This window comes from Streptomyces sp. NPDC026673, assembly GCF_040638135.1.
Taxonomy (GTDB): domain Bacteria; phylum Actinomycetota; class Actinomycetes; order Streptomycetales; family Streptomycetaceae; genus Actinacidiphila.
The window spans coordinates 303,804-325,824 of the sequence record NZ_JBEZXR010000001.1; the positions used below are offsets into that span (position 1 = coordinate 303,804).

Below are 22,021 nucleotides of genomic sequence, written 5' to 3' on the forward strand. Positions count from 1 at the left end.
TCAGCTCCTCAGGATCAGGGCGGAGGTCGGTACGCCCTCGCCCGCGGTGACCAGGCAGGTCCGCGCGCCGGGCACCTGGGCGGTGGAGGTGCCGCGCAGCTGCCGCACACCCTCGGTGATCAGGTTGAAGCCGTGGACGTACGCCTCGCTCAGCCCGCCGCCGGAGGTGTTCAGCGGCAGCCGCCCGCCGATCTCCAGCGCACCGCCCTCGGTGAAGGCGGCGCCCTCGCCGCGGGCGCAGAAGCCGTAGCCCTCCAGGGAGAGCGGGACGAGGGCGGTGAAGGCGTCGTAGATCTGGGCGACGTCGATGTCCTCGGGGGTGAGGTCGGCGTGCTTCCACAGATGGCGGGCGGCGGTCCAGGCGGGGCCCGTGAGGGGGTCGTCGGTCCAGTAGTTGACCATGCCGTGGTGCTGGGCCGGCAGGCCCTGGGCGGCGGAGTGGACGTAGACGGGGCGCTGCCGGCAGTCGCGGGCCCGGTCGGCGGAGACCACGACGCAGGCCAGGGCGCCGTCGGTCTCCAGGCAGTTGTCGAAGAGGCAGAGCGGTTCGCTGATCCAGCGCGAGGTCATGTACATCTCGCGGGTGAGCGGTCGCTCGTACATGATCGCGGCCGGGTTCTGGTTGGCGCGGTTGCGGCAGGCGAGGGCGACGTTGAAGAGGTGGTCGCGGGTCGCGCCGTACTCGTGCATGTAGCGCCGGGCCAGCATGCCGATCTCGTCGGCGGGCCGGAGCAGGCCGAAGGGCCGGGTCCACTGGGCGGGGGTGGGCAGCTGGACGGTGGTGTTGGTCCAGGGGCGCGGACCGCTGCCGCGTTTGCGGGAGCGCCAGGCGACGCCCACGGTGGCCTGGCCGGTGGCGACGGCGGCGGCGAGGTGGGCGACAGTGGCGCAGGAGCCGCCCCCGCCGAAGCCCGCCTTGGAGAAGAAGGTGAGGTCGCCGAGGCCGACGGCCTTGGCCAGCTCGACCTCGTCGGTCTCCTCCATGGTGTACGAGGCGAGGGCGTCGACCTCGCCCGGCTCGATGCCCGCGTCGTCGAGCGCCGCCAGGATCGCCCGGCAGGCGAGGGCCTTCTCGGACTCGGGAAGATGCCTGGCGAAGGGCGTCGTGCCTATGCCCGCGATCGCGGTGGCGTCCTTCAATGCTGACATTCCGTCAGGCTATCGCTAATCTGACGGATAGTCAGCTCATGGGGAGGTGCCTGGCGCATGCGCGGTGACCTGGAGTGGGGCAGCGTTCCACGGCTCGTGCGGGAGGCCGCGCGGCGCTGGGGGGAGCGCGAGGCGGTGGTGGACGGCCGCATCCGCGTCACCTACGCGGAACTCGGCGCCAGGGTCGAGCGGGCCGCCGCCGCGGCCGTCGCGGCCGGCATAGGCCCGGGGGACCGCGTCGCGATCTGGGCCCCCAACACCCTCGACTGGATCACCGCGGCCCTCGGCTCCGTCACCGCCGGCGGCGTCCTCGTCCCGCTCAACACCCGCTTCAAGGGCGCCGAGGCGGCCTACGTCCTGCGCCGCACCCGTGCCCGGCTGCTCTTCGTCACCGGCACCTTCCTCGGCACCTCCTACGTCGCCTCGCTGCGGCGCGCGACGGAGGAGCACCCGTTGCCGGACCTGGAACAGGTGGTCGTCCTCTCCGACGCCGCGCCCGAGGGCCACGGCTACCGGCGGTGGAGGGACTTCCTGGCGGCCGGCGACCCGGTGTCCGGCGCGGCGGTACGGGCGCGTTCCGACGCGATCGACGGCTCCGCGCCCTCCGACATCACCTTCACCTCCGGGACGACCGGCCACCCCAAGGGCGCCGTGATCACCCATGCCCAGACCCTGCGCGTCTACGACGTGTGGGCGGACCTCGCGGGGCTGGCGGAGGGCGACCGCTACCTGATCGTCAACCCGTTCTTCCACACCTTCGGCTACAAGGCCGGGATCGTCGCCTGCCTCATGCGGGGCGCGACGATGATCCCGCAGCCGGTGTTCGACGTGGGCACGGTCCTGGCCAACATCGCCGCCGAGCGCGTCACCGTGCTGCCCGGCCCGCCCACGCTCCACCAGTCGATCCTCGACCACCCCGAACGCGCCCAGCACGACCTGAGTTCGCTGCGGCTGGTGGTGACGGGGGCGTCGGTGATCCCGCTGCAGCTGGTCGAACGGCTGCGCAGCGAGCTGAAGATCGCCACGGTGCTGACCGCGTACGGGCTGACGGAGGCGAGCGGCACCGTGACCATGTGCCGCCGCGGTGACCCCGCGGGGGTGGTGGCCGAGACCTCCGGGCGGGCCATCCCCGACACGGAGGTGCGGGTGCTGTCCGGCGGCCCGGGGCAGCCCGGGGAGGTCCTGGTGCGCGGCTACCACGTGATGTCCGGCTACTGGGAGGATCCCGGGGCCACGGCCGAGGCCGTCGACGCGGACGGCTGGCTGCACACGGGGGACGTGGGCGTGATGGACGCCGACGGGAACCTGCGCATCACCGACCGCATCAAGGACATGTTCATCGTCGGCGGGTTCAACGCCTACCCGGCGGAGATCGAGCAGGCGCTCGCCCGGCACCCGGACGTGGTGGAGGCGGCGGTGGTGGGCGTCCCCGACCGGCGGCTCGGGGAGGTCGGCCGGGCGTACGTCGTCCGGCGGGACGGGGCCGTGGTCACCGCGGACGACCTGATCGCCTGGTCCCGGCGGGAGATGGCCAACTACAAGGTGCCGCGCGAGGTGGAGTTCCTGGCGGAGCTGCCGCGCAACGCGAGCGGGAAGGTGCTCAAGACGGCGCTGCGGGCCCGCTGAACGTCAGGCGGTGGCCCTCCCGCAGGACGCGGGAGGGCCACCGACCCGCAGGACGGGATCAGGGCGCGTGCCAGTTGTCGGGGCCGACGACCGTCTGGTGCCAGGCGTCCGGGCTGTCCGCGGCGGCGGCCGGGAGCGCGGCGGAGAGGAGTCCGGCCGCCACGGCGGCGAGGACGACGGCGGCCTTGCGTACGAACTTCATGACGCCTCCGGAGGAGAGGCCGGGTGCGGGCACCCGGCGGCAGCATGCGTACAGGTGGTGCCGGCGAGACGGCCCGGGCCGCAGGACGGCGTGGGGCCAACTCGGGCGTGAAACATACCGTGTTGGGCCCCCGGGCCCGCAAGTGTCGTGGGGTGCCGGGGGCCGCCCCCTGGCGCACGCGAAGAAGGACCGACTGCGGCGCCCCCTCCGCGCCGCAGTCGGTCCGTGGTTCTTTCGTGCTCCCCCGGAAGCGCTCCCCCCTTGGTGCGCTCCTCAGGCCGTGCCGTCCCCCGTGCTGCTTCCCCCGTGCTGCTTCCCCCGTGGTGCTGTCCCCCGTGGTGTTTCCCTCGTGCTGCTTCCCCCGTGGTGGTGCTGTCCCCCGTGCCCCCCCCTCGGGCCGACCGTCCCCCGTGTCAGGCGCCGGTCAGGGCGTGTGCCAGTTGTCGGGCTTGACCGTGGTGTCGTCGCCCTTGACCTTGGGCTCCTCGGTGTCCTCGGTGGTGACGACTTCCGGCTCTTCCTCGACGGTGGAGCCGGACTCGGGTGCCGTCTCGCTCATGGTGCCTCCCCTGGTGGGTGGAACTGGGCCGATATGAAGCCCGCCTGGCAACGACCCCCGTGCGCTACCAGGCGGGCAGCTCTTGCAGTGATGGAATCGTGGCAGGCGTCGATAATCAACCGATAAACGGAACTGTTGATGTCCTGTATCAGCGGTGTTGCGCAGCGCGGAACCGGCTAGACGGCGACGGCCGGAGCGGCGGGACCGTCCAGCAGGCGCTCGACCTCGTCCGCCTCGGGGGAGCCCAGCGCGACGAAGGCCGCCAGGGCGTCCCGCCAGCAGGCGCGGGCACGGTCCACCTGGCCGACCTCGGCGAGCGCGCGCCCGAGGACGGTGAGCACCTTCGCGCGGTAGAGCTCGCCCCCCAGGTCGCGGAGCGCGTTCAGCGACTGCTCGGCAAGCGCCGCCGACTGACGGTGGGCGCCGGAGGACAGGTGCACCTCCGCCATGCGGAAGAGGGACATGGCCTCCCAGAACTGCTGCCGCGCCGCTCTGAAGACGGGCAGCGCCTCGGAGAGCGACGCCAGGGCCTCCTCGCGGCGACCGGCCGCGGTGAGCGCGATGGCGAACGCGTAGAGACCGTTGCCGAGGCGGAACCCGGCGCGCAGCTCACGGTAGATCGACAGGGCCTGCTCCGCCGAGGCCACGGCGGCGGAGACGTCCCCGAGCTCGATCTGGGCGCGGGACAGATTGCTCAGCGCGGCGGCGCCGCCGTGCCGGTTGCCGTCGGCCATGAAGGCTTCGAGGGCCTGGGAATGGTGGTCCGCGCAGTCCTGGAAGCGCCGTCTCGGGAAGGCCACCATGCCGCGCAGATTGGGGGCGTAGCTGCTGGTCAGGGGATCGCCGACGGATCGCCCCAGCACGAGGCTGCGTTCGGCCTCCCGGTCCGCCTCCTCCAGCCGTCCGGCCAGACTGTTCAGCTGGCCGAGCAGTACGCGGGCCCGGCCCTCCACGAGCGGCTCGCCGCAGGCACCGGCCGTGGCGACGATGGCACGCGTGGCCTGCTCGTACTGGCGCGCGTAGATGCCGGACTCCATCAGGTCCTGCGAGGTGAACAGCAGGTCGACGGCCCGCCGCATCGGCCCCTTGCAACCGCCGCCCGCGCTCTGCCGGACGGCGGCGAGGAGGCTGGGCGCCTCGGTGAAGAGCCAGTCGAGTCCCTCCTCGCGGGAGGCGAAGGCGAGGCCGGGCCGGCCGACGGGGCTCAGGTGGTCCAGGACACGGTCGCCCGGGTTCTCCAGCTCGTAGGCGAGGGCGGCGGACGCCAGGTAGAAGTCGAGCAGCCGGGAGAGGGCCGCACACCCGGAGTCCTCGCTCTCGTGACGCTCGGCGCAGTCGCGGGCGTAGAGGCGCACCAGGTCGTGGTAGCGGTAGCGGGCGGGCGCGGCGGACTCGATGAGGCTGATGTCGACCAGGGCCTCGAGCAGTTCCTCGGCGTCGTAGACGTCCATGTCGAGGACGGCCGCGGCCGCGTCCAAGGAGATGTCCGGGCCGTCGGCGAGGGCCAGCAGCCGGAAGGCACGGGCCTGCTGCGGGGTGAGCTGGCCGTAGCCGAGCTCGAAGGTGGCCTTGACGGCGAGGTCGCCGGCCTTGAGCTCGTCCAGGCGGCGGCGTTCGTCGCTGAGCTTGCGGGCGAGGAAGGAGACCGTCCAGGTACGGCGGGTGGCCAGGCGGGAGGCGGCGATGCGGATGGCGAGCGGAAGGAAGCCGCAGGCGGCGACCACGTCCAGGGCGGCCTGGCGTTCGGCGGCGACGCGCTCCTCCCCGACGATGCGGGTGAAGAGCAGCAGGGCCTCTTCCGGGCTCATGACGTCGAGGTCGACCAGGTGGGCCCCGGCCAGGTCGACCATCCGGGTCCGGCTGGTGATCAGCGCGGCGCAGCCGGGCGTGCCCGGCAGGAGGTGGCGGACCTGGGCGGCGTCGTGGGCGTTGTCCAGCAGGGCCAGGATCCGGCGGCCCGCGAGGGTGGAGCGGTAGAGCGCGGCACGGTCGGCGAGGGACTCGGGTATCGCGGAGTCGGTGACGCCGAGGGAGCGCAGGAAGGAGGCGAGCACCGCCTCGGGTTCGGCGGGCCGGGCGTCGGTGCCCTGGAGGTCGACGTAGAGCTGGCCGTCGGGGAAGGTGTCCGCGACGGCGTGGGCCACGTGGACGGCGAGGGTCGTCTTGCCGACGCCGCCGATGCCGGCGACCGCGGAGACCGACATGACGCCGCCCTCAGCGGAGGCCCCGGCCAGCCGCTCGCCGAGGTCGCGGACGAAGGCGGCGCGACCGGTGAAGTCGGCGACGGTGGCCGGCAGCTGGGCCGGCCGCACCGGCTCGGCGACGGTCTCGGCCTGGGGGACCGGCGGCGGAAGCAGCGCGGGGTCGGCCTCCAGCACGCGCTGGTGCAGCTCGGCGAGTTCGGCGCCCGGGTCGACGCCCAGCTCGTCGTCGAGGAGACGGCGTGTGTCGGCGTAGACGCCCAGCGCTTCGGCCTGCCGCCCGCTGCGGTACAGGGCGAGCATCAGCAGGGCGCGCGGGCGCTCGCGCAGCGGGTGCTCCGCGGACAGCACGGTGAGCTCGGAGACGGCCTCGGCATGGCAGCCGGCCAGCAGGTCCAGGTCGAGGCAGGTCTCGGTGAGCTGCAGCCGCCATTCCTGCAGGCGGGTGCGCTGGGTCTCGGCGTACGGCCCGGGGAGCCCCGCCAGCGGCTCGCCGTCGAAGAGGGCGAGGGCGCCGCGCAGTTCCTCCCGGGCCGTGGCCAGGTCGCCCGCCGCGCGGGCCTTCTCGGCGGCGGCCTGGTGGCGTTCGGCGAGGAAGAGGTCGAACCCCTCGCCGGGGTGCAGCACATAGCCGCCGTCGACGGTGGCCAGCGCTTCGGCGCCGAGGGCCTTGCGCAGGCGGAAGGCGTAACTGCGCAGAGCCGCGAGCGCGGTGGGCGGCGGGTCCTCTCCCCAGACGGCGTCCATCAGCTCCTGCGCGGTGGCCGTGCGGCCGCCGCGCAGGAGCAGCGCGCCGAGCAACGCCTTCTGCTGTGGAGACCCGGCGGAGATCGGCTCCTTGCCGCGCCAGGCCCGCACCGGGCCGAGGACCGCGAAGCGCAGCGCTCCGCCGTGGTCCTTACCGCTTGCCATGCCTGCCCCCAGGTGCCGCCGAACCTTCCCGACGAGCGCGTATATCGATCGTTCATCACGAGACGGAACAGTCTTCACGGACGGTGGGACCGACCCGGTCGGTTCCGTCGCCTGTGCCAGTTTGCCGCCTCAACCTGTACGCGGTCACCTATGGGCGGCTTTCGGGAGGGGCGTTCCCAGGAGTTGCGAGGAATGTTCGGTCCATTTTCATGTGAAGTGCGGGCATATGCCGTCGTCCTGACGCGTGTTACGTCCGGGGAGGTGGAGGGCCGCCCATGTGTGCGCGTTGTGTGCCGCAGGCCGTGAGCGGGCCGCGGAGTCGGGGCGGAGGGGCGCCGGCGCCGTCGGTGTACCGGCTGCCCGGCCCCGCGCTGCGCCGGCGGGCGGTCCGGCATCCGGAGGGGCGCCCGTACGAGCCGTACGACTGCGACTTCGCCGGGCTCGACCGCCGTGCCCGCGCCGTCGCGGCCCGGCTGGGGCGGCTGTTGCCGCCGGGCAGCCGGGTGCTGCTCGCCTATCCGCAGGGCGCGGACCTCACCGGGGCCTTCTACGGCTGCCTGTACGCCGGGATGGCGGCGGTGCCGCTGGTCGGGGGCGGCCCGGACGGCGCGGGGACGGTCGCGGAGGCCGTCGAGCGCTGCCGTCCGGCGGCCGTACTGACCGGCGCCGACGCGTGGACGGCCCTGTCCGTGGACCGCTCGCGCACGCAGGTCGTGGAGGCCGACGGGCGGCGGGTGGGCGGCGAGCCGGTGGGGCGGCTGGCGGAGGAGTGGCGTCCGGTCGGGGTCCTGCGCACGGCGCCGGGCTACGAGCGGTATGTCGCCGACGGTCTTGGCGGGGGCCGCATGGAACCCGCCCTGCGGCACGGCGACCTCGCGGACGCGGCCGGTGAGTTGGCGGTCGCGGCGGGCCGGGGGACCCCGGAGGAGAGTCTGGGGTGGATCGCGTCCGTGCGCGGGCTGGAGGACGCGGTGTGGCGCATGCTGCTTCTTGCGCCGGGTGGCGGTGCCGCCTAAGCGTTCTGCGGGCCCGGTGGTTGTGTGCGGGTTCGTTGCGCCTGCGGCGGGCGGTTTCCCCGCCCGCCCGCCCGATTGCCCGGCGCGGTCGGTGCGGGCCTGCGCTCTGTTGGCGTGGGGTCGGTGCCGCGCCGGCGCACTCCCCCAGCCTCCGGCCGGGGGGACCCCCACCAACGCTCGCGGTTCACCCCCACATCATTCGGCACCGGGTCCGCCGCTCGTCTCCCCCAGCCTTCGGCCGGGGGGACCCCCATGGGCGCACCCCGCCACACCCCCTCCGGTCGTTGACGCGCACGACGGCCGGAGGGGGTTTGGTTGGGCACTCGCGGCAACCCCGAACCGCTTCCTCACCCCGCACTTCCCCAGTTACCGCTGGGCGGTACCCCCCACGGGGGCGCCCGACCCGGTGGGGGTGAGTTGGGTGCTTGCGGCAACCCCGGACCGCTTGCTCGCCCCCTGCGTCCCCGAGCTACCGCTGGGCGGTGCCTCCGGGGTGCCTGACCCGGTGGGGGTGAGTTGGGTGCTTGCGGTGACCCCGGACCGCCTTCTGTACCCACCCTCCGGGGATCAGGCGCGCTACGAGAGGGAGGGGGCGGGGTCGGAGGGGTGGGCGTTCTGGACACTGGGCGTATTTGTGTGCGGCACCCGGGGTGAGAAGAGCAGGTGCCCGCCATGCACGTAAATATGCGTCCAGAATGGCCAGCCCCGGAGGCCCCGCACCCGGCCCACCCTCACACGCGCGAGGCGGTGCCTGACCGCGCCGGGCAATCGGGCGGGAGGGCGGGGAAAAACCCCACCGCAACCACAACGGCGCCGCACGCGACAACGGCCCGCACCGGGGAACCGCCAACTACTGACGCACCGTCAGATTCGCGCTACCGTGACCCCATGGAGACCTTCCCGAGGATCATTTCGGTGGACGATCACACGGTCGAGCCCCCCGACGTCTGGCGGGACCGGCTCCCGTCGGCGTACCGGGACCGCGCACCCCGCATCGTGCGCGCGCCCCTGAAGTCGATGAGCTTCGTCGGCGGCAGGTTCGCCCCGCGCATGGGCGAGCCCGGCGACGACGGCCCCATCGCCGACTGGTGGGTCTACGAGGACCTGCGGCGCCCCCTGACCCGCCTGGACACCGCCGTCGGCTACAGCAGGGACGAGGTGCGCCTCGAGGCGATCACCTACGAGCAGATGCGCCCCGGCTCCTACAGCGTCCCCGAGCGGCTGGCGGACATGGACGTCAACCACGTGCAGTCCGCCCTGTGCTTCCCCACGTTCCCCCGTTTCTGCGGCCAGACCTTCACCGAGGCGAAGGATCGGGAGCTGGGGCTGCTGTGCGTGCGCGCCTACAACGACTGGATGGTCGAGGAGTGGTGCGGGCCGCGGGCCGGCGGCCGGCTGATCCCGCTCACCCTCATCCCGCTGTGGGACGCGGAGCTGGCCGCCGCCGAGGTGCGCCGCAACGCCGACCGCGGGGTGCGCGCCGTCTGCTTCTCCGAGATCCCGCCGCACCTCGGGCTGCCGTCCGTCCACACCGACGCGTGGGATCCGTTCCTGCGCGCCTGCGACGAGACCGGCACCGTCATCGCGATGCACATCGGCTCCTCCTCGCGCATGCCGTCGACCTCCGCCGACGCGCCGCCCGCGGTCGGCTCCACGATCACCTTCGCCAACTGCTGCTTCTCGATGGTCGACTGGCTGATGTCCGGCGTCTTCGACCGCTTCCCGAATCTGCGGATCATGTACGCGGAGGGCCAGATCGGCTGGATCCCGTACATCCTGGAGCGGGCCGACGTCGTGTGGGAGGAGAACCGCGGCTGGGGCGGCGTCGCCGACAAGGTGTTGCGGCCGCCCTCGGAGCTGTTCCGGGAGCACATATACGGGTGCTTCTTCGACGACGCGGTGGGCCTGCGCAACATCGACGCGATCGGTGTCGGCAACGTCCTGTACGAGACCGACTACCCGCACTCCGACTCGACCTGGCCCAAGTCCCGCGAGGTCGGCGAGGCCCAGATGGGCCACCTCGCCCCGGACGTCGTCGAGCGGATCGTGCGCGGCAACGCGATCGAGCTGCTGGGGCTGACCCCGGAGGGCCTGTGGCCGCGGCAGGCGGGGGCCGCGGGCTGAGAGGGTTCGCCCGCCGGTGGCGGCCTCGCCTCCCCCGGCACCGGGGGAGGCGAGGCGGCGTTCGCCGCGGACGCCGGCGGCTCGCGCCGCCACCCGGTGCGAGGCCCGTCCGCGAGGCACCGCCGGACCCCTTGTCTGACGGACCGTCAGGTCCGACCATGGCGGCATGACCAAGACCGCGTACGGCATGCAGTTGCCGGTGCAATCCCTGAGCACCCTCTACGCGGAGCCGTGGGAGGCCGCGGCGCCGCCGGGCGACCTGGTGGACGTGGCGCGGGCCGCGGACCGGCTCGGCTTCGCGTACATCGGGTGCTGCGACCATGTGGCCATCCCGCCCCGGCTCGCCCCCGCGATGAGCCCCACCTGGTACGACCCCGTCGCCACGCTGGCCTTCCTGGCCGCCGTGACGACGCGGGTCCGGCTGCTGAGCCATGTCGCGGTGATCGGGCTGCGGCATCCACTGCTGACCGCCAAGCAGTACGCGACCCTGGACCACCTCTCCGGCGGCCGGCTGATCCTCGGGGTCGGGGCCGGGCACGTCCGGGAGGAGTTCGAGGCCCTCGGGGTGGACTTCGAGCGGCGCGGGCCGCTGCTGGACGAGGCCATCGACGCGGTCCGGGCGCACTTCGCGGCGGGGGAGCAGAAGCCGGAACCGGTGCAGCGGCCGGTGCCGGTGTGGGTCGGCGGGTCCTCGCCCGCGGCGGTGCGGCGCGCGGCGCTGAGGGGGGACGGCTGGCTGCCGCAGGGGGACTCCCGGGAGGCCATGCCCGGGCAGATCGCCCGGCTGAGGGAGTTGCGCGGCGGGGCGCCGATCACCATCGGGGTGATCGCGGAGCCGCTGTACGTCGGCGAGCCGGAGTGGCCGGTGGGGCGGCGGACGCTGACCGGCAAGCCGGAGGCGCTGGCGGAGTCGCTGCGGGAGTACGGCGCGATGGGGGTGGACCAGATCCAGGTGCGGTTCCGCAGCCGCGGGACGGCGGAGCTGCTCGACCAGATGGAGGCGTTCGCCGACGGCGTGGCGCCGCACCTCGACGCGTAGGGAGTGACGGGCATGGGCAAGCTGGACGGCCGGGTCGTACTGATCACCGGCGCGGCGCGCGGGCAGGGCGAGCAGGAGGCGCTGCTCTTCGCGGCGGAGGGGGCGCGGGTCGTCCTCGGGGACGTGCTGGACGAGCGGGGCGCGGCCGTGGCGGAGGGGATCGGCACCGACCGGGCGCGCTACGTCCACCTCGACGTGACCAAGGAGGCGGACTGGGCGGCCGCACTGGACGCCGCCACGGAGTCGTTCGGCCGGCTCGACGGGCTGGTCAACAACGCCGGCATCCTGCGCTTCAACGAGCTCGCGGCCACTCCGCTGGCGGAGTTCCAGGAGGTCGTCCTGGTCAACCAGGTCGGCGCCTTCCTGGGGATGCGGACCGTGATCCCGCTGCTGACGGCGGCCGGCGGGGGCACGATCGTGAACACCGCCTCCTATGTGGCGCTGGCCGGCCTGGCCGGGGTCACCTCGTACGCCGCGACCAAGGCCGCCGTCGTCGGCATGACGCGGGTGGCCGCGATGGAGCTGGCCCCCAAGGGGATCCGGGTCAACGCGATGTGCCCGGGCGCGATCGACACCCCGATGTCCAACCCGGGGGAGTCCGTCCCCGCGGAGGCCCTGGACCGGCTGTACGGCAAACTCGTGCCGCTCGGCAGGATCGGGCGCCCGGAGGAGGTCGCGCGGCTGGCGCTCTTCCTGACCAGCGACGACTCCTCGTACATCACCGGGCAGCCGTTCGTCGTCGACGGTGGGTGGCTGGCCGGGGTCCAGCCCTTCTGACGTTCCATCAGGTATTGACCTCCCTCGTCGCCGGTGGAAGAGTCGGAGCGGGAATCTGACGATCCGTCAGAAAAGCTAGGGACGGTGAACCCCTTGGAATTCGGGATCTTCGTACAGGGATATGTGCCCAAGTTCCGCTCGGAGGTCGATCCGCAGGCGGAGCACCACGCGCTGATGGAGGAGACCGAGTACGTCGTCCAGGCGGATCGGTCGGGCTTCAAGTACGCGTGGTTCAGCGAGCACCACTTCCTCGAGGAGTACTCGCATCTGTCCGCCAACGACGTCTACATCGGCTACCTCACCCACGCCACCGAGCGGATCCACCTCGGGTCGGGCATCTTCAACCCGCTCCCGCAGGTCAACCACCCGGTCAAGGTCGCCGAGAAGGTCGCCATGCTCGACCACCTCTCCGACGGGCGCTTCGAGTTCGGCACCGGCCGGGGCGCCGGCAGCCACGAGATCCTCGGCTTCCTCCCCGGCGTCACGGACATGAACGCCACCAAGGAGATCTGGGAGGAGACCGTCGGCGAGTTCCCGAAGATGTGGCTCAACGACGAGTACCCGGGCTTCCAGGGCAAACACTGGTCCCTGCCGCCCCGCAAGGTCTTCCCCAAGCCGCACGGGAAGTCGCACCCCGCCATGTGGTACGCCGCGGGCTCCCCGCCCTCCTACGCCATGGCCGCCCGCAAGGGCCTGGGCGTGCTGGGGTTCAGCGTCCAGAAGGTCTCCGACATGGAGTGGGTGCTGGAGCAGTACAAGACCGCGGTGCGCGACGCCGAGCCGATCGGCGACTTCGTCAACGACAACGTCATGGTGACGACCACCGCGATCGTCGCCGAGACCCGCAAGGAGGCGATCCGCGTCGCGGCGAGCAGCAACCTCAACTACCTGCAGTCGCTGGTCTTCCGTTACCACGACACCTTCCCGCGCCCGGAGTACATCCCGCAGTGGCCCGAACTGCTGCCGACGTACACCGAGGAGCTCATCGAGATGCTCCTGGACGAGGAGCTGATGATCTGCGGCGATCCCGACGACGCGCTCAAGCAGTGCAAGCGCTGGGAGTCGGCGGGGGCCGACCAGCTCTCCTTCGGGCTGCCGGTGGGCGTCCCCTTCGAGGACACGATGCGCACGATCAAGCTGGTGGGGGAGCACGTCATCCCCAAGATCGACACGGACCCGGTGCACCGGACCACCCGCTTCCGCCGGGCGGCGTGACGCCGCGGGCCACCGACAGGGCGGCGCCTTCCCGGACCGCCGCCCGGCCCCCGGACCGGGACCGGTACCGCGGCGGCGGCCGCCGCGCCCGGGGCCGGCCGGGGGCCACACACCGTGCGGCGGGGACGCCCCCGCGGCCCCAGCAGGAGGAGGGACCACGCATGCTCGACCACCTGATCCGCGGCGCGACGCTCGTCGACGGCACCGGTGCCCCGGCCCGCACGGCCGACGTCGGCCTGCGGGACGGCCGGGTCGTCGCGGTGGCGCCGCCCGGCGGGGCCGAGGAGCCCGCACGGACCACCGAGGACGCGACCGGACTGGTCCTGGCGCCCGGCTTCGTCGACCCGCACACCCACTACGACGCCCAGTTGTTCTGGGACCCCTTCGCGACACCCTCTATGGACCACGGGGTCACCACGGTCGCGGGCGGCAACTGCGGCTTCACCCTGGCGCCGCTCAAACCGGAGGACGCCGACTACACCCGCCGGATGATGTCCAAGGTCGAGGGCATGTCGCTGACGGCCCTGGAATCCGGTGTCGACTGGAACTGGCACGGCTTCGGCGACTACCTCGACGCCCTGGAGGGCCGGATCGCCGTCAACGCCGGCTTCATGGTGGGCCACTGCGCGCTGCGCCGCTATGTGATGGGCCCCGACGCCGTCGGCGGACAGCCCTCACCGGCCCAGCTGGAGTCCATGCTGCGGCTCTTCCACGAGTCCATGGAGGCCGGCGGCTGGGGCCTGTCGACGACCCAGTCCGCCACCCACTCCGACGGCGACGGCAGCCCGGTGGCCTCGCGGCACGCGAGGCCCGCGGAACTGCTCGCGCTCTCCCGGGCCGTCGGCGAGCACGAGGGCACGCAACTCGAGGCCATCGTCGCCGGGTGCCTGGACACCTTCTCGGACGAGGAGATCGACCTGTTCGTCGACATGACGGTGGCCGCCGGACGCCCGCTCAACTGGAACGTCCTCACGATCGACGCCGCCGTACCGGACCGGGTTCCCCGTCAGTTGCAGGCCTCCGAGCGGGCCCGCAAGGCCGGCGGCCGCATCGTCGCGCTGACGATGCCGATCCTGACCCCCATGAACATGTCGCTCGGCACCTTCTGCGCCCTCAACCTCATCCCCGGCTGGGGCGAGATCCTCTCCCTCCCGGTGCCCGAGCGGATCGCCCGGCTCCGCGACCCCGAGGTCCGCGCCGCGATGCTGCGGCGTGCCGGGAGCCCCGAGGCGGGCGTCTTCCGCCGGCTGGCGGACTTCGGCCGGTACGTCATCGGCGACACCTACTCCGAGGAGAACCGGCGCGCCGGCGTGAGCGGCAGGGTGGTGCGGGACATCGCCGCCGAGCGGGGCCAGGACCCCTTCCACACCCTCGTCGAGATCTGCGCCGCCGACGACCTGCGGACGGTGCTGTGGCCCATGCCCACCGACAACGACCCGGACAGCTGGGAGCTGCGGCGCACCACCTGGGAGCACGAGGACGTCCTGCTCGGCGGTTCCGACGCGGGCGCCCACCTGGACCGCATGTGCGGGGCGCCGTACACCACGCGCTTCCTGGGCGACTGCCTGCGCGGCCGCCGGCTCGTGCCGCTGGAGAAGGCGGTACGGATGCTCAGCGACGACCCGGCGCGGCTGTTCGGGCTGCGGGGGCGCGGCCGGGTCGCCGAGGGCTACCACGCCGACCTGGTCCTCTTCGACCCCGAGCGGATCGACGCGGGCACCGCCACGTTGGTGCACGACCTGCCCGGCGACAGCCCCCGACTGGACTCCAGGGCGCGGGGGGTGGTCAGCGTCCGGGTCAACGGCGTCGAGACGATCCGGGACGACTCCGTCACCGGGGCGGTCCCGGGCCGGGTCCTGCGCTCCGGACGGGACACCCGTACCGTCCCGACCTCATGGTGAGGCCCCGCAGGCCGTCGGGCTCCAGGGGGCGGCCCGCGGCGACCCCGCCACGACCATGGTGACCGGTGCCGCACCGTGGTCCGGCACCGTGTCGCGGCCCCGCGCGCCGCGCGCCACGGGCATACGGTTGGCCCACACCACGGGAGGTGCGACGACGCCATGCGGATCGCCACGACGATCTTCCTGACCGACCACTCCGTCCCCGCCGTCCGGCTCGCCCGCGAGCTGGAGGAGCGCGGCTTCGACGGCCTCTACCTCCCCGAGCACACGCACATCCCGGTGAGCCGGCGCACCCCGGCGCCGATGGGCGATCCGCTGCCTCCCGAGTACGGCAGGACCCTCGACCCCTTCGTCGGGCTGTCCGCGGCCGCGGCCGTCACCCACCGGTTGCGACTCGGCACCGGCATCACACTGGTCGCCCAGCACGATCCGATCGTGCTGGCCAAGCAGGTAGCGAGCCTGGACTTCCTCTCCGGCGGCCGCTTCACCCTCGGCGTCGGCTTCGGCTGGAACGTGGAGGAGGTCGCCGACCACGGGGTCGACTGGCCGCGCCGCCGGGAACTGGTGCGGGAACGGATGGCCCTGATGGGCGCCTTGTGGGCGCCCGAACCGACGGCGTACAAGGGCGAGTCCTGCCGCGTGGAGGCCAGTCACGCCTGGCCCAAGCCGGTCTCGGGCGGACGGCCGCGCATCCTGTGCGGCGGCGCCGCGGGTCCCCTGCTCTTCGCGCACATCGCCGAGTACGCCGACGGCTGGATGCCCATCGGCGGCGGCGGGCTGGCGGAGAGCATCCCGCGCCTGCGGCGGGTGTGGGCTGACGCCGGCCGCGACCCGGCCGCGCTCCAGGTCGTGCCGTACGCGGTCCGGCCGAACGCCGGCAAGCTGGCGTACTACCGGGAGCAGGGCCTGGAGGAGGTCGTGCTGCAACTGCCCTCCGCCGGGACGGCGGACGTGCTGCGCACCCTGGACGAGTACGCCCGCTACCTGTGACGGGCGGTCACGCGTCGGGGTAGCGTTCCAGCCACGCCGCGGACGCGCCGCCCGGCCCGTGCAGGGCTGGGCCCTGCGTCATCTCCATGGCGAAGTCGTCGGCGAGCTGGAGGATCGTGCCCCGCCCCTCCAACTCCGCGATCCACGCCGGGGACAGGGCGGTCTCGCCGTGCCGCACGCCGAGCAGGTTGCCGCAGATCGATCCGGTGGAGCCGCTGTCGCCGGAGTGGTTGACGGCGAGCAGCAGGCCGTGCCGGACGTCCTCGGCGACCAGGGCGCAGTAGACGCCGACGGCGAGCGCCTCTCCGGCGGTCCGGCCCTCGCCCAGGGACTCCACCCGGTCGGCGGTGGGCAGTCCCTGCCGTACCGCACCGAGGGCGGCCTGCAGGGCCGCGGAGGTCTCCTCGTGGCCGGGGCGCGCCGCGATCAGGGCCAGCGCCTGCTGCACGGCGCCGTCCAGGGTCTCGCCGCGGGCCAGTCCGTGCACGATGACGGCGAACGCCCCCGCGGCGAGGACGCCGGTGGGGTGGCCGTGCGTCTGCGCCGCGCACTCGACCGCGAGCTGGAACACCAGATGCGGCTCCCAGCCGACCAGCAGGCCGAAGGGTGCCGAGCGCACGACCGTGCCGCAGTCCTTGGACTCCGGGTTCTTGGGACGGTCGAGGGTGCCCATGCGCTCGTCGCCCAGCCCGGTCAGACAGGCTCTCCCGGGTGCGCGCCGCGAGTACAGCCACTCCTCGCGGGCGAGCCAGCCGGTGTCCTTGCGGCGCTCGTCGGGCCCCCAGTCGTTCTGGGTGCCGGCCCAGCGCAGGTACGCCCGGTGCAGATCGGTCGGCGGGTGCCAGGCGCCCGCGTCGCGCCGCACCTGGGCGCGTATCAGGCCCTCGGCGGTGAACAGCGTCATCTGGGTGCCGTCGGTGACGGCTCCGCGCCGCCCGTAGGCGGGGACGTAGTCGGTGACGCCGTCCTTCCCGTGGGCCTGCCGTATGGCGGACAGGGAGTCGAACTCGACACCGGCACCCAGCGCGTCGCCGATCGCGCCGCCGAGCAGACAACCCCGCACCCGGCTGCGGAAGTCCTGTTGCTCGGCACGCCCCCATACGGCAACGGCCATGACCACGCCTCTCTGCTCCGTCTGCCCGAGCACTGTAATCGACACGGATCGGTCGCCATCCGGTCAGGAACGGAATGTGGTGGGTCGCACGGACGAAGGCCCCCGCTGCCGGGCAGCGGGGGCCTTCGGGAGGTTCCGGATCTACCAGCGGCCCTGCCACGCGGGCTGCGGGGTCCGCACACCGCGCGTCAGCGCCCAGCGGGCCGCGCTCGCGAGCAGCGTGGTGACGATCAACCCGATGAAGAAGTTGACCACACAGGTGGCGAGCATCTCGTTGGAGCGGTGCAGGGCCAGCGGGATCACCACCGCGAAGAGGGTCAGCGCGGCCATGATCCAGCCGAAGAACAGCATGGCGCGCGGCGTCGTCGCGAGCAGGACGCGCAGCAGGACCGTCGCGGCGAGGGCGACCAGGCCGGCTCCGAGGACGTAGGCGGTGGCGGCCGCGTCGCGCCACAGCCCGTAGCCCTGGGGGGCGAAGACCGGAAGCAGCAGGAATCTCTGCGCGACCACGATGCCGGCCCTGGCCAGTAGTCCGGCCAGTACCGCGGTCGCCAGTCCGACGCCCCACAACCGCCATGAGTGGACACGGAGGCGGTCGTGTTCGGCGTAGCTGCTTGTCACGTGTGGTTCCTTTCGCGTCAGCCGATGCAGAGGACCAGCAGGCAGAGCTGCATCGGCGACTTCGTTGCCGACGGCGTGGGGGCCGCCGTCGTTGTGGGGGGTGTGGCCGGGACGTCCGCGGGGGTGTGGGGTGCGGACGAGGGCGCGGTGGTGGGGACACCGGGGTGCGCGGGGGCGGGGTCGGCGGTGGCCGTGCGGACCCGCGGTCCGGCGTCGCCCTGGGGGGCGGTGTGCGCCGGCGCGGTGGTGCTCGTGGCGGACGGCTCGGTGCGCGGCGCGTCGCCGCGCGGCGCGGTGCCGGCGGGGTGCGCGCGCTGACCGGGGCGGCTGGTGGCGTCGCCGTCCGGCTGCGCCGGGATCGAGGAGAGCGGAAGCGTGCGCGCCGTGGCCGGCGTCAGGGGCCGGTCCGCCGCCGCCGTGTCGGCCGGGCCCTTGGACCCGCCGGTGGGCAGCGCGGCGACGGTCAGGCCGCCGCCGACGAGCGCCACCGCCGTGACCGCCGCGGCCCGGCGCCGGTTCTTCTTCCAGCGCTCCATCTGCCGCCGCCGGGCCGCACGGCCGCCAGGCGCGAGGTCGGCGGCGTCCGGGTCGGGGTCGTCGGGGTCGTCCGGGAAGTCCGCGCCGCCGCGCGGCTCCCACTCCGCCGTCGACTGCGGACCGCGCCACACGGGCGGTGCGATGTCCGGTGCGTACGCGCCGCACCCCGGGCACACCAGAGCGCCGTTGAGATGCCGACGGCAGGAGGAGCAGTAGTCCATCTCCGAGTCTCTCTCTGCTGACCGCGCCGCCGGGGGACGTCGGCGGCCCGTCCGGCCTTGCACGTTCCCCGTGCGAGGCCGGACGGCCAGCAACGCTAACGACACCACCCGAAGGAGGTGCGCAGCCTGTGTGACGCTTTTGGAGAGTTGCTCGGACTCTTTTGGAGAGGTTGCCGAGGGCGCGGCCAGGGGCCGCGCCCCAGGTCAGTCCTCCAGCACCGGCAGCAGTTCCGGCAGGTGACCGTCGGAGGCCAGCCCCGCGGCGACACGCTCGGCGGGCACCTCCCCGTAGGTCGTCGTCCGCTGCCGGGACGGACGGCCGGCGGCGTCGGCGATGGCGACCAGATCGCGGATGGAGCGGTACGAGCCGTAACTCGAGCCCGCCATCCGGGAGATCGTCTCCTCCATCAGCGTGCCGCCCAGGTCGTTCGCACCGGAGCGCAGCATCTCGGCCGCGCCGTCGGTGCCCAGCTTGACCCAGCTGGTCTGGATGTTGCGGATGTGCGGGTGGAGCAGGAGGCGGGCCATCGCCGTCACGGCGCGGTTGTCGCGCAGCGTCGGGCCGGGCCGGGCGATGCCGGCCAGGTAGACGGGCGCGTTGGTGTGGATGAAGGGCAGGGTCACGAACTCCGTGAAGCCGCCCGTCTCCTGCTGGATCCGGGCCAGCAGCCGCAGATGGCCCAGCCAGTGGTGGGGCTGGTCCACATGGCCGTACATCATGGTCGAGGAGGAGGGCAGGCCCAGTTCGTGCGCGGTCCTGACGACCTCGACCCAGGTGGCGGCGGGCAGCTTGCCCTTGGTCAGGACCCAGCGGACCTCGTCGTCGAGGATCTCGGCGGCCGTCCCGGGGACGGAGTCGAGACCGGCCTCCTTGGCGGCGGTCAGCCATTCGCGGATCGACATGCCCGTGCGGGTGGCGCCGTTGACGACCTCCATCGGGGAGAAGGCGTGCACGTGCATGCCGGGCACGCGCTCCTTCACCGCCCGCGCGATGTCGAAGTAGGCGGTGCCCGGCAGGTCGGGGTGGATGCCGCCCTGCATGCACACCTCGGTCGCGCCGACCTCCCAGGCCTGCTCCGCCCGGTCGGCGACCTGGGACAGCGACAGGGTGTAGGCGTCGGCGTCGGTACGGCGCTGGGCGAAGGCGCAGAAGCGGCAGCCGGTGTAGCAGACGTTGGTGAAGTTGATGTTCCGTGTGACGACGTAGGTGACCTCGTCGCCGACCGCGTCGCGGCGGACGTCGTCGGCGATCCGGCACAGCGCGTCCAGTGCCGCACCGTCGGCGTGCAGCAGCGCGAGCGCCTCGGCGTCCGTCAGCTTCGTCGGGTCGTCGGCGGCCACGGAGAGCGCGGTCCGCACATCGGCCTCGATGCGGTCCGGGACCAGGCCGGGCGCCGCCTGCTCGCGCAGCGCCTCCCAGTCCCCGTACACCTCGTCGAAGTCCTCCCGGCGGTCGCCGGTGCGGCCGTCGGTGTCGATGGTGCGGTGCAGGTCGGTGCGGCCCGCGGCGGTGAAGACCTCCTCGGGCTCCTGCCACGGCCGGCCGGTGACCTCGGCTTCCTCGCGCGCCAGCCCCGTCTCCGGATCGGCCAGCGCCCGGACGTGCGGCAGCAGCCGCGGGTCCAGCCACGGCTCGCCCCGCCGTACGAACTCGGGGTAGACGCAGAGCCGTTCCCGCAGGGCGAAGCCCGCCTCCGCCGAGTGCGCCGCGAGTTCGTCGATCTGCGGCCAGGGGCGCTCGGGGTTGACGTGGTCCGGGGTGAGCGGCGAGACCCCGCCCCAGTCGTCGATGCCGGCCCCGATCAGCCGGGCGTACTCCGCGTCCACCAGGTTCGGCGGCGCCTGCAGGCAGGCCGACGGCCCCATGATGTGCCGGGCGACGGCCACCGCCGCCAGCAGATCGTCCAGTTCCGCGTCCGGCATGCCGCGCATCGCGGTGTCCGGCTTGGCGCGGAAGTTCTGGATGATCAGTTCCTGGATGCCGTGGTACGACCGGGCGACGCGGCGCAGCGCGAACAGCGACTCGGCGCGCTCCTCGTAGGTCTCCCCGATGCCGATCAGCAGCCCGCTGGTGAACGGTACGGAGCTGCGTCCCGCGTCCTCCAGCACCCGCAGCCGTACGGCCGGTTCCTTGTCGGGGGAGCCGTGGTGCGGGCCGCCGGGCTCGCTCCACAGCCGGGTCGCCGTCGTCTCCAGCATCATGCCCATCGACGGGGCGACCGGCTTCAGCCGCTGGAAGTCCGTCCAGCTCATCACCCCGGGGTTGAGGTGCGGCAGCAGCCCCGTCTCCTCCAGGATGCGGATGGACATCGCCCGGACGTACGCGATGGTGTCGTCGTAGCCGTGCGCGTCCAGCCACTCGCGGGCCTCGGGCCAGCGGTCCTCCGGCTTGTCCCCGAGCGTGATCAGGGCTTCCTTGCAGCCGAGTTCGGCGCCACGCCGGGCGATCTCCAGCACCTCGTCGGGGGACATGAACATCCCGTGCCCGGCCCGCCGGAGTTTGCCGGGCACGGTCACGAAGGTGCAGTAGTGGCACTTGTCGCGGCACAGGCGCGTGAGCGGGATGAACACGCTCTTGGAGTAGGTGATGATCCCGGGCCGTCCGGCCGCCTCCAGGCCCGCGTCCCGTACCCGGGCCGCGCTCTCCATCAGCGAGGTGAGGTCCTCCCCCCGCGCCTGGAGCAGCACCGCGGCCTCCGCGGTGTCGAGCGCGACGCCGTCACGTGCACGCTTGAGCGCACGCCGCATGCTGTTGGTGGTCGGCGGAGTGTGGGTCATTCTCCGAGCATAGGTGCGGGATACGTCACCCGGCGCTGTCGGGAGGATCACCCCCGCCGGCGGTCCCGGACGGGGAATATCCGGGCTGGCCTTGACGTCGGCGTCAAGGTCTACCGTCGGGTCATGCGGATCGGAGAACTCGCCGAACGGGCCGGGACCACCACCCGTGCCCTGCGCCACTACGAGTCACTGGGGCTGCTGCGCGCCCGTCGCGCGGGCAACGGCTACCGGGCCTACGACGACCAGGACCTGCGTCTGCTGCGGCAGATCCAGGTGCTGCGCGACTTCGGCTTCGAACTGGAGGACACCCGGCCGTTCGTGGACTGTCTGCGGGCCGGCCACCCGGAGGGTGATTCCTGCGCCGCTTCGATCGAGGTCTACCGGCGCAAGCTGGCGGAGCTGGACGAGTGCATCGACCGCCTGAGGGAGGTCCGCGAACGGCTCGGCTCTCAGCTCGTCCGCGCGGAACTGGCCTCGGCCGGGGGCGCCGCCGAACCGCGTTGTGAGTTCAGCTGCCAGGCAGACGAGGGGAGTACGCGATGACGACGCACATCGAGGGCCTGACCGAGGTGACCGACGCGACGTTCGCCGAGGAGGTGCTGGGCGCCGAGGGCCCGGTGCTGGTGGAGTTCACCGCCGACTGGTGCGGGCCCTGCCGCCAGATCGCCCCGGTCCTGGCGGAGGTCGCCCGCGAGGAGGCGGGCCGGCTGAAGGTCGTCCTGCTGGACGTGGACCACAACCCGCAGGTCACGTCGGCGTACGGAGTCCTGTCGATGCCGACCCTGATGGTCTTCCGGTCGGGGGAGCCGGTGAGGTCCCTGGTGGGGGCGCGGCCGAAGCGGCGGCTGCTGCAGGAGCTCGCCGACGTCATGTGAAAGGGGGCCGCCTTGAGCGCTCCGGAGGCGGACCGAGCCGCCGGCGCGCCGGCGCCCGGGTGTCCCCGGGGGGGGGGGGGGCCGCCCCGCGGGGCGCGCCGGGTGGGGGTGGGCGGCGGCGGCGGGGCGGGCGGCCGCCGGGGCCGCGCCGGGCCCGGGCCGGG

General features: G+C 73.3%; 18 protein-coding genes. 10 read left to right on the forward strand and 8 right to left on the reverse strand.

Annotated features, from left to right (window positions below):
- Positions 1-1,149 (reverse strand): lipid-transfer protein, encoded by a 1,149-nt coding sequence (locus AB0F62_RS01450; protein WP_361790711.1) that lies wholly within the window; start codon positions 1,147-1,149, stop codon positions 1-3.
- A 57-nt stretch (positions 1,150-1,206) separates the two neighbouring features.
- Between AB0F62_RS01450 and AB0F62_RS01455 the strand changes: the two genes are divergently transcribed.
- Positions 1,207-2,775 (forward strand): FadD3 family acyl-CoA ligase, encoded by a 1,569-nt coding sequence (locus AB0F62_RS01455; protein WP_361790714.1) that lies wholly within the window; start codon positions 1,207-1,209, stop codon positions 2,773-2,775.
- A gap of 58 nt (positions 2,776-2,833) precedes the next feature.
- Here AB0F62_RS01455 and AB0F62_RS01460 read toward each other — a convergent pair whose 3' ends face one another.
- From AB0F62_RS01460 to AB0F62_RS01470, 3 genes are all read right to left on the reverse strand, one after another.
- Positions 2,834-2,977 carry a hypothetical protein gene (locus tag AB0F62_RS01460; protein ID WP_361790717.1) on the reverse strand — a complete coding sequence of 48 codons (144 nt, stop codon included), beginning with the start codon at positions 2,975-2,977 and terminating at the stop codon, positions 2,834-2,836.
- A gap of 424 nt (positions 2,978-3,401) precedes the next feature.
- The gene (locus AB0F62_RS01465; RefSeq protein ID WP_361790720.1) at positions 3,402-3,536 is read right to left on the reverse strand and encodes a hypothetical protein; all 135 of its coding nucleotides are present in this window, start codon (positions 3,534-3,536) and stop codon (positions 3,402-3,404) included.
- A gap of 176 nt (positions 3,537-3,712) precedes the next feature.
- On the reverse strand, positions 3,713-6,649 hold the full coding sequence (locus tag AB0F62_RS01470) for a BTAD domain-containing putative transcriptional regulator (protein ID WP_361790723.1): 2,937 nt from the start codon (positions 6,647-6,649) through the stop codon (positions 3,713-3,715).
- A 347-nt stretch (positions 6,650-6,996) separates the two neighbouring features.
- Between AB0F62_RS01470 and AB0F62_RS01475 the strand changes: the two genes are divergently transcribed.
- The 7 genes from AB0F62_RS01475 to AB0F62_RS01505 all read left to right on the forward strand — a co-directional run bounded on the left by AB0F62_RS01475 (position 6,997) and on the right by AB0F62_RS01505 (position 15,711).
- On the forward strand, positions 6,997-7,665 hold the full coding sequence (locus tag AB0F62_RS01475) for an AMP-binding protein (protein WP_361790726.1): 669 nt from the start codon (positions 6,997-6,999) through the stop codon (positions 7,663-7,665).
- Positions 7,666-8,553: 888 nt separating this feature from the next.
- The gene (locus AB0F62_RS01480; RefSeq protein ID WP_361790729.1) at positions 8,554-9,789 is read left to right on the forward strand and encodes an amidohydrolase family protein; all 1,236 of its coding nucleotides are present in this window, start codon (positions 8,554-8,556) and stop codon (positions 9,787-9,789) included.
- A gap of 166 nt (positions 9,790-9,955) precedes the next feature.
- Positions 9,956-10,828 carry a TIGR03619 family F420-dependent LLM class oxidoreductase gene (locus AB0F62_RS01485; protein ID WP_361790732.1) on the forward strand — a complete coding sequence of 291 codons (873 nt, stop codon included), beginning with the start codon at positions 9,956-9,958 and terminating at the stop codon, positions 10,826-10,828.
- A gap of 12 nt (positions 10,829-10,840) precedes the next feature.
- Entirely contained in the window at positions 10,841-11,605 is a 765-nt protein-coding gene (locus tag AB0F62_RS01490; protein ID WP_361790735.1) for an SDR family NAD(P)-dependent oxidoreductase, read from the forward strand.
- Positions 11,606-11,698: 93 nt separating this feature from the next.
- Complete coding sequence (locus AB0F62_RS01495) at positions 11,699-12,820, forward strand: LLM class flavin-dependent oxidoreductase (protein ID WP_361790828.1); 1,122 nt, start codon at positions 11,699-11,701, stop codon at positions 12,818-12,820.
- Positions 12,821-12,981: 161 nt separating this feature from the next.
- Positions 12,982-14,721, forward strand: coding sequence for a D-aminoacylase (locus tag AB0F62_RS01500; RefSeq protein WP_361790738.1), 1,740 nt, complete (start codon positions 12,982-12,984; stop codon positions 14,719-14,721).
- Between the two features lie 159 nt (positions 14,722-14,880).
- Entirely contained in the window at positions 14,881-15,711 is an 831-nt protein-coding gene (locus tag AB0F62_RS01505) for an LLM class F420-dependent oxidoreductase (protein WP_361790741.1), read from the forward strand.
- 7 nt (positions 15,712-15,718) lie between these two features.
- Here the strand turns inward: AB0F62_RS01505 and AB0F62_RS01510 are convergent, their stop codons facing one another.
- The 4 genes from AB0F62_RS01510 to AB0F62_RS01525 form a co-directional block, all read right to left on the reverse strand.
- A complete protein-coding gene (locus AB0F62_RS01510) occupies positions 15,719-16,825 on the reverse strand; it encodes an ADP-ribosylglycohydrolase family protein (protein ID WP_361790744.1) in 1,107 nt (368 codons plus the stop codon).
- A gap of 141 nt (positions 16,826-16,966) precedes the next feature.
- Positions 16,967-17,446, reverse strand: coding sequence for a hypothetical protein (locus tag AB0F62_RS01515; protein WP_361790747.1), 480 nt, complete (start codon positions 17,444-17,446; stop codon positions 16,967-16,969).
- Between the two features lie 17 nt (positions 17,447-17,463).
- Positions 17,464-18,204 carry a hypothetical protein gene (locus AB0F62_RS01520; protein WP_361790750.1) on the reverse strand — a complete coding sequence of 247 codons (741 nt, stop codon included), beginning with the start codon at positions 18,202-18,204 and terminating at the stop codon, positions 17,464-17,466.
- Positions 18,205-18,408: 204 nt separating this feature from the next.
- Positions 18,409-20,982, reverse strand: a complete 2,574-nt coding sequence (locus tag AB0F62_RS01525) for a bifunctional FO biosynthesis protein CofGH (RefSeq protein WP_361790753.1) — start codon at positions 20,980-20,982, stop codon at positions 18,409-18,411.
- A 123-nt stretch (positions 20,983-21,105) separates the two neighbouring features.
- On the opposite strand from AB0F62_RS01525, the gene AB0F62_RS01530 reads away from it, so the two are divergent.
- Positions 21,106-21,525 carry a MerR family transcriptional regulator gene (locus tag AB0F62_RS01530; protein WP_361790756.1) on the forward strand — a complete coding sequence of 140 codons (420 nt, stop codon included), beginning with the start codon at positions 21,106-21,108 and terminating at the stop codon, positions 21,523-21,525.
- The gene (gene trxA, locus AB0F62_RS01535) at positions 21,522-21,857 is read left to right on the forward strand and encodes a thioredoxin (protein WP_361790759.1); all 336 of its coding nucleotides are present in this window, start codon (positions 21,522-21,524) and stop codon (positions 21,855-21,857) included. Before AB0F62_RS01530 ends, trxA begins: the two co-directional genes overlap by 4 nt.
- The last annotated feature ends 164 nt before the right edge of the window (positions 21,858-22,021 follow it).

Coding starts and splice junctions, on each gene's coding strand:
- AB0F62_RS01450 (WP_361790711.1), bottom strand. CDS start 1,149: ATGTCAGCATTGAAGGACGCCACCGCGATCGCGGGCATAGGCACGACG.
- AB0F62_RS01520 (WP_361790750.1), bottom strand. CDS start 18,204: ATGGACTACTGCTCCTCCTGCCGTCGGCATCTCAACGGCGCTCTGGTG.
- AB0F62_RS01525 (WP_361790753.1), bottom strand. CDS start 20,982: ATGACCCACACTCCGCCGACCACCAACAGCATGCGGCGTGCGCTCAAG.
- AB0F62_RS01500 (WP_361790738.1), top strand. CDS start 12,982: ATGCTCGACCACCTGATCCGCGGCGCGACGCTCGTCGACGGCACCGGT.
- AB0F62_RS01480 (WP_361790729.1), top strand. CDS start 8,554: ATGGAGACCTTCCCGAGGATCATTTCGGTGGACGATCACACGGTCGAG.
- AB0F62_RS01460 (WP_361790717.1), bottom strand. CDS start 2,977: ATGAAGTTCGTACGCAAGGCCGCCGTCGTCCTCGCCGCCGTGGCGGCC.
- AB0F62_RS01455 (WP_361790714.1), top strand. CDS start 1,207: ATGCGCGGTGACCTGGAGTGGGGCAGCGTTCCACGGCTCGTGCGGGAG.
- AB0F62_RS01510 (WP_361790744.1), bottom strand. CDS start 16,825: ATGGCCGTTGCCGTATGGGGGCGTGCCGAGCAACAGGACTTCCGCAGC.
- AB0F62_RS01485 (WP_361790732.1), top strand. CDS start 9,956: ATGACCAAGACCGCGTACGGCATGCAGTTGCCGGTGCAATCCCTGAGC.
- AB0F62_RS01505 (WP_361790741.1), top strand. CDS start 14,881: ATGCGGATCGCCACGACGATCTTCCTGACCGACCACTCCGTCCCCGCC.
- AB0F62_RS01530 (WP_361790756.1), top strand. CDS start 21,106: ATGCGGATCGGAGAACTCGCCGAACGGGCCGGGACCACCACCCGTGCC.
- AB0F62_RS01470 (WP_361790723.1), bottom strand. CDS start 6,649: ATGGCAAGCGGTAAGGACCACGGCGGAGCGCTGCGCTTCGCGGTCCTC.
- AB0F62_RS01490 (WP_361790735.1), top strand. CDS start 10,841: ATGGGCAAGCTGGACGGCCGGGTCGTACTGATCACCGGCGCGGCGCGC.
- AB0F62_RS01465 (WP_361790720.1), bottom strand. CDS start 3,536: ATGAGCGAGACGGCACCCGAGTCCGGCTCCACCGTCGAGGAAGAGCCG.
- trxA (WP_361790759.1), top strand. CDS start 21,522: ATGACGACGCACATCGAGGGCCTGACCGAGGTGACCGACGCGACGTTC.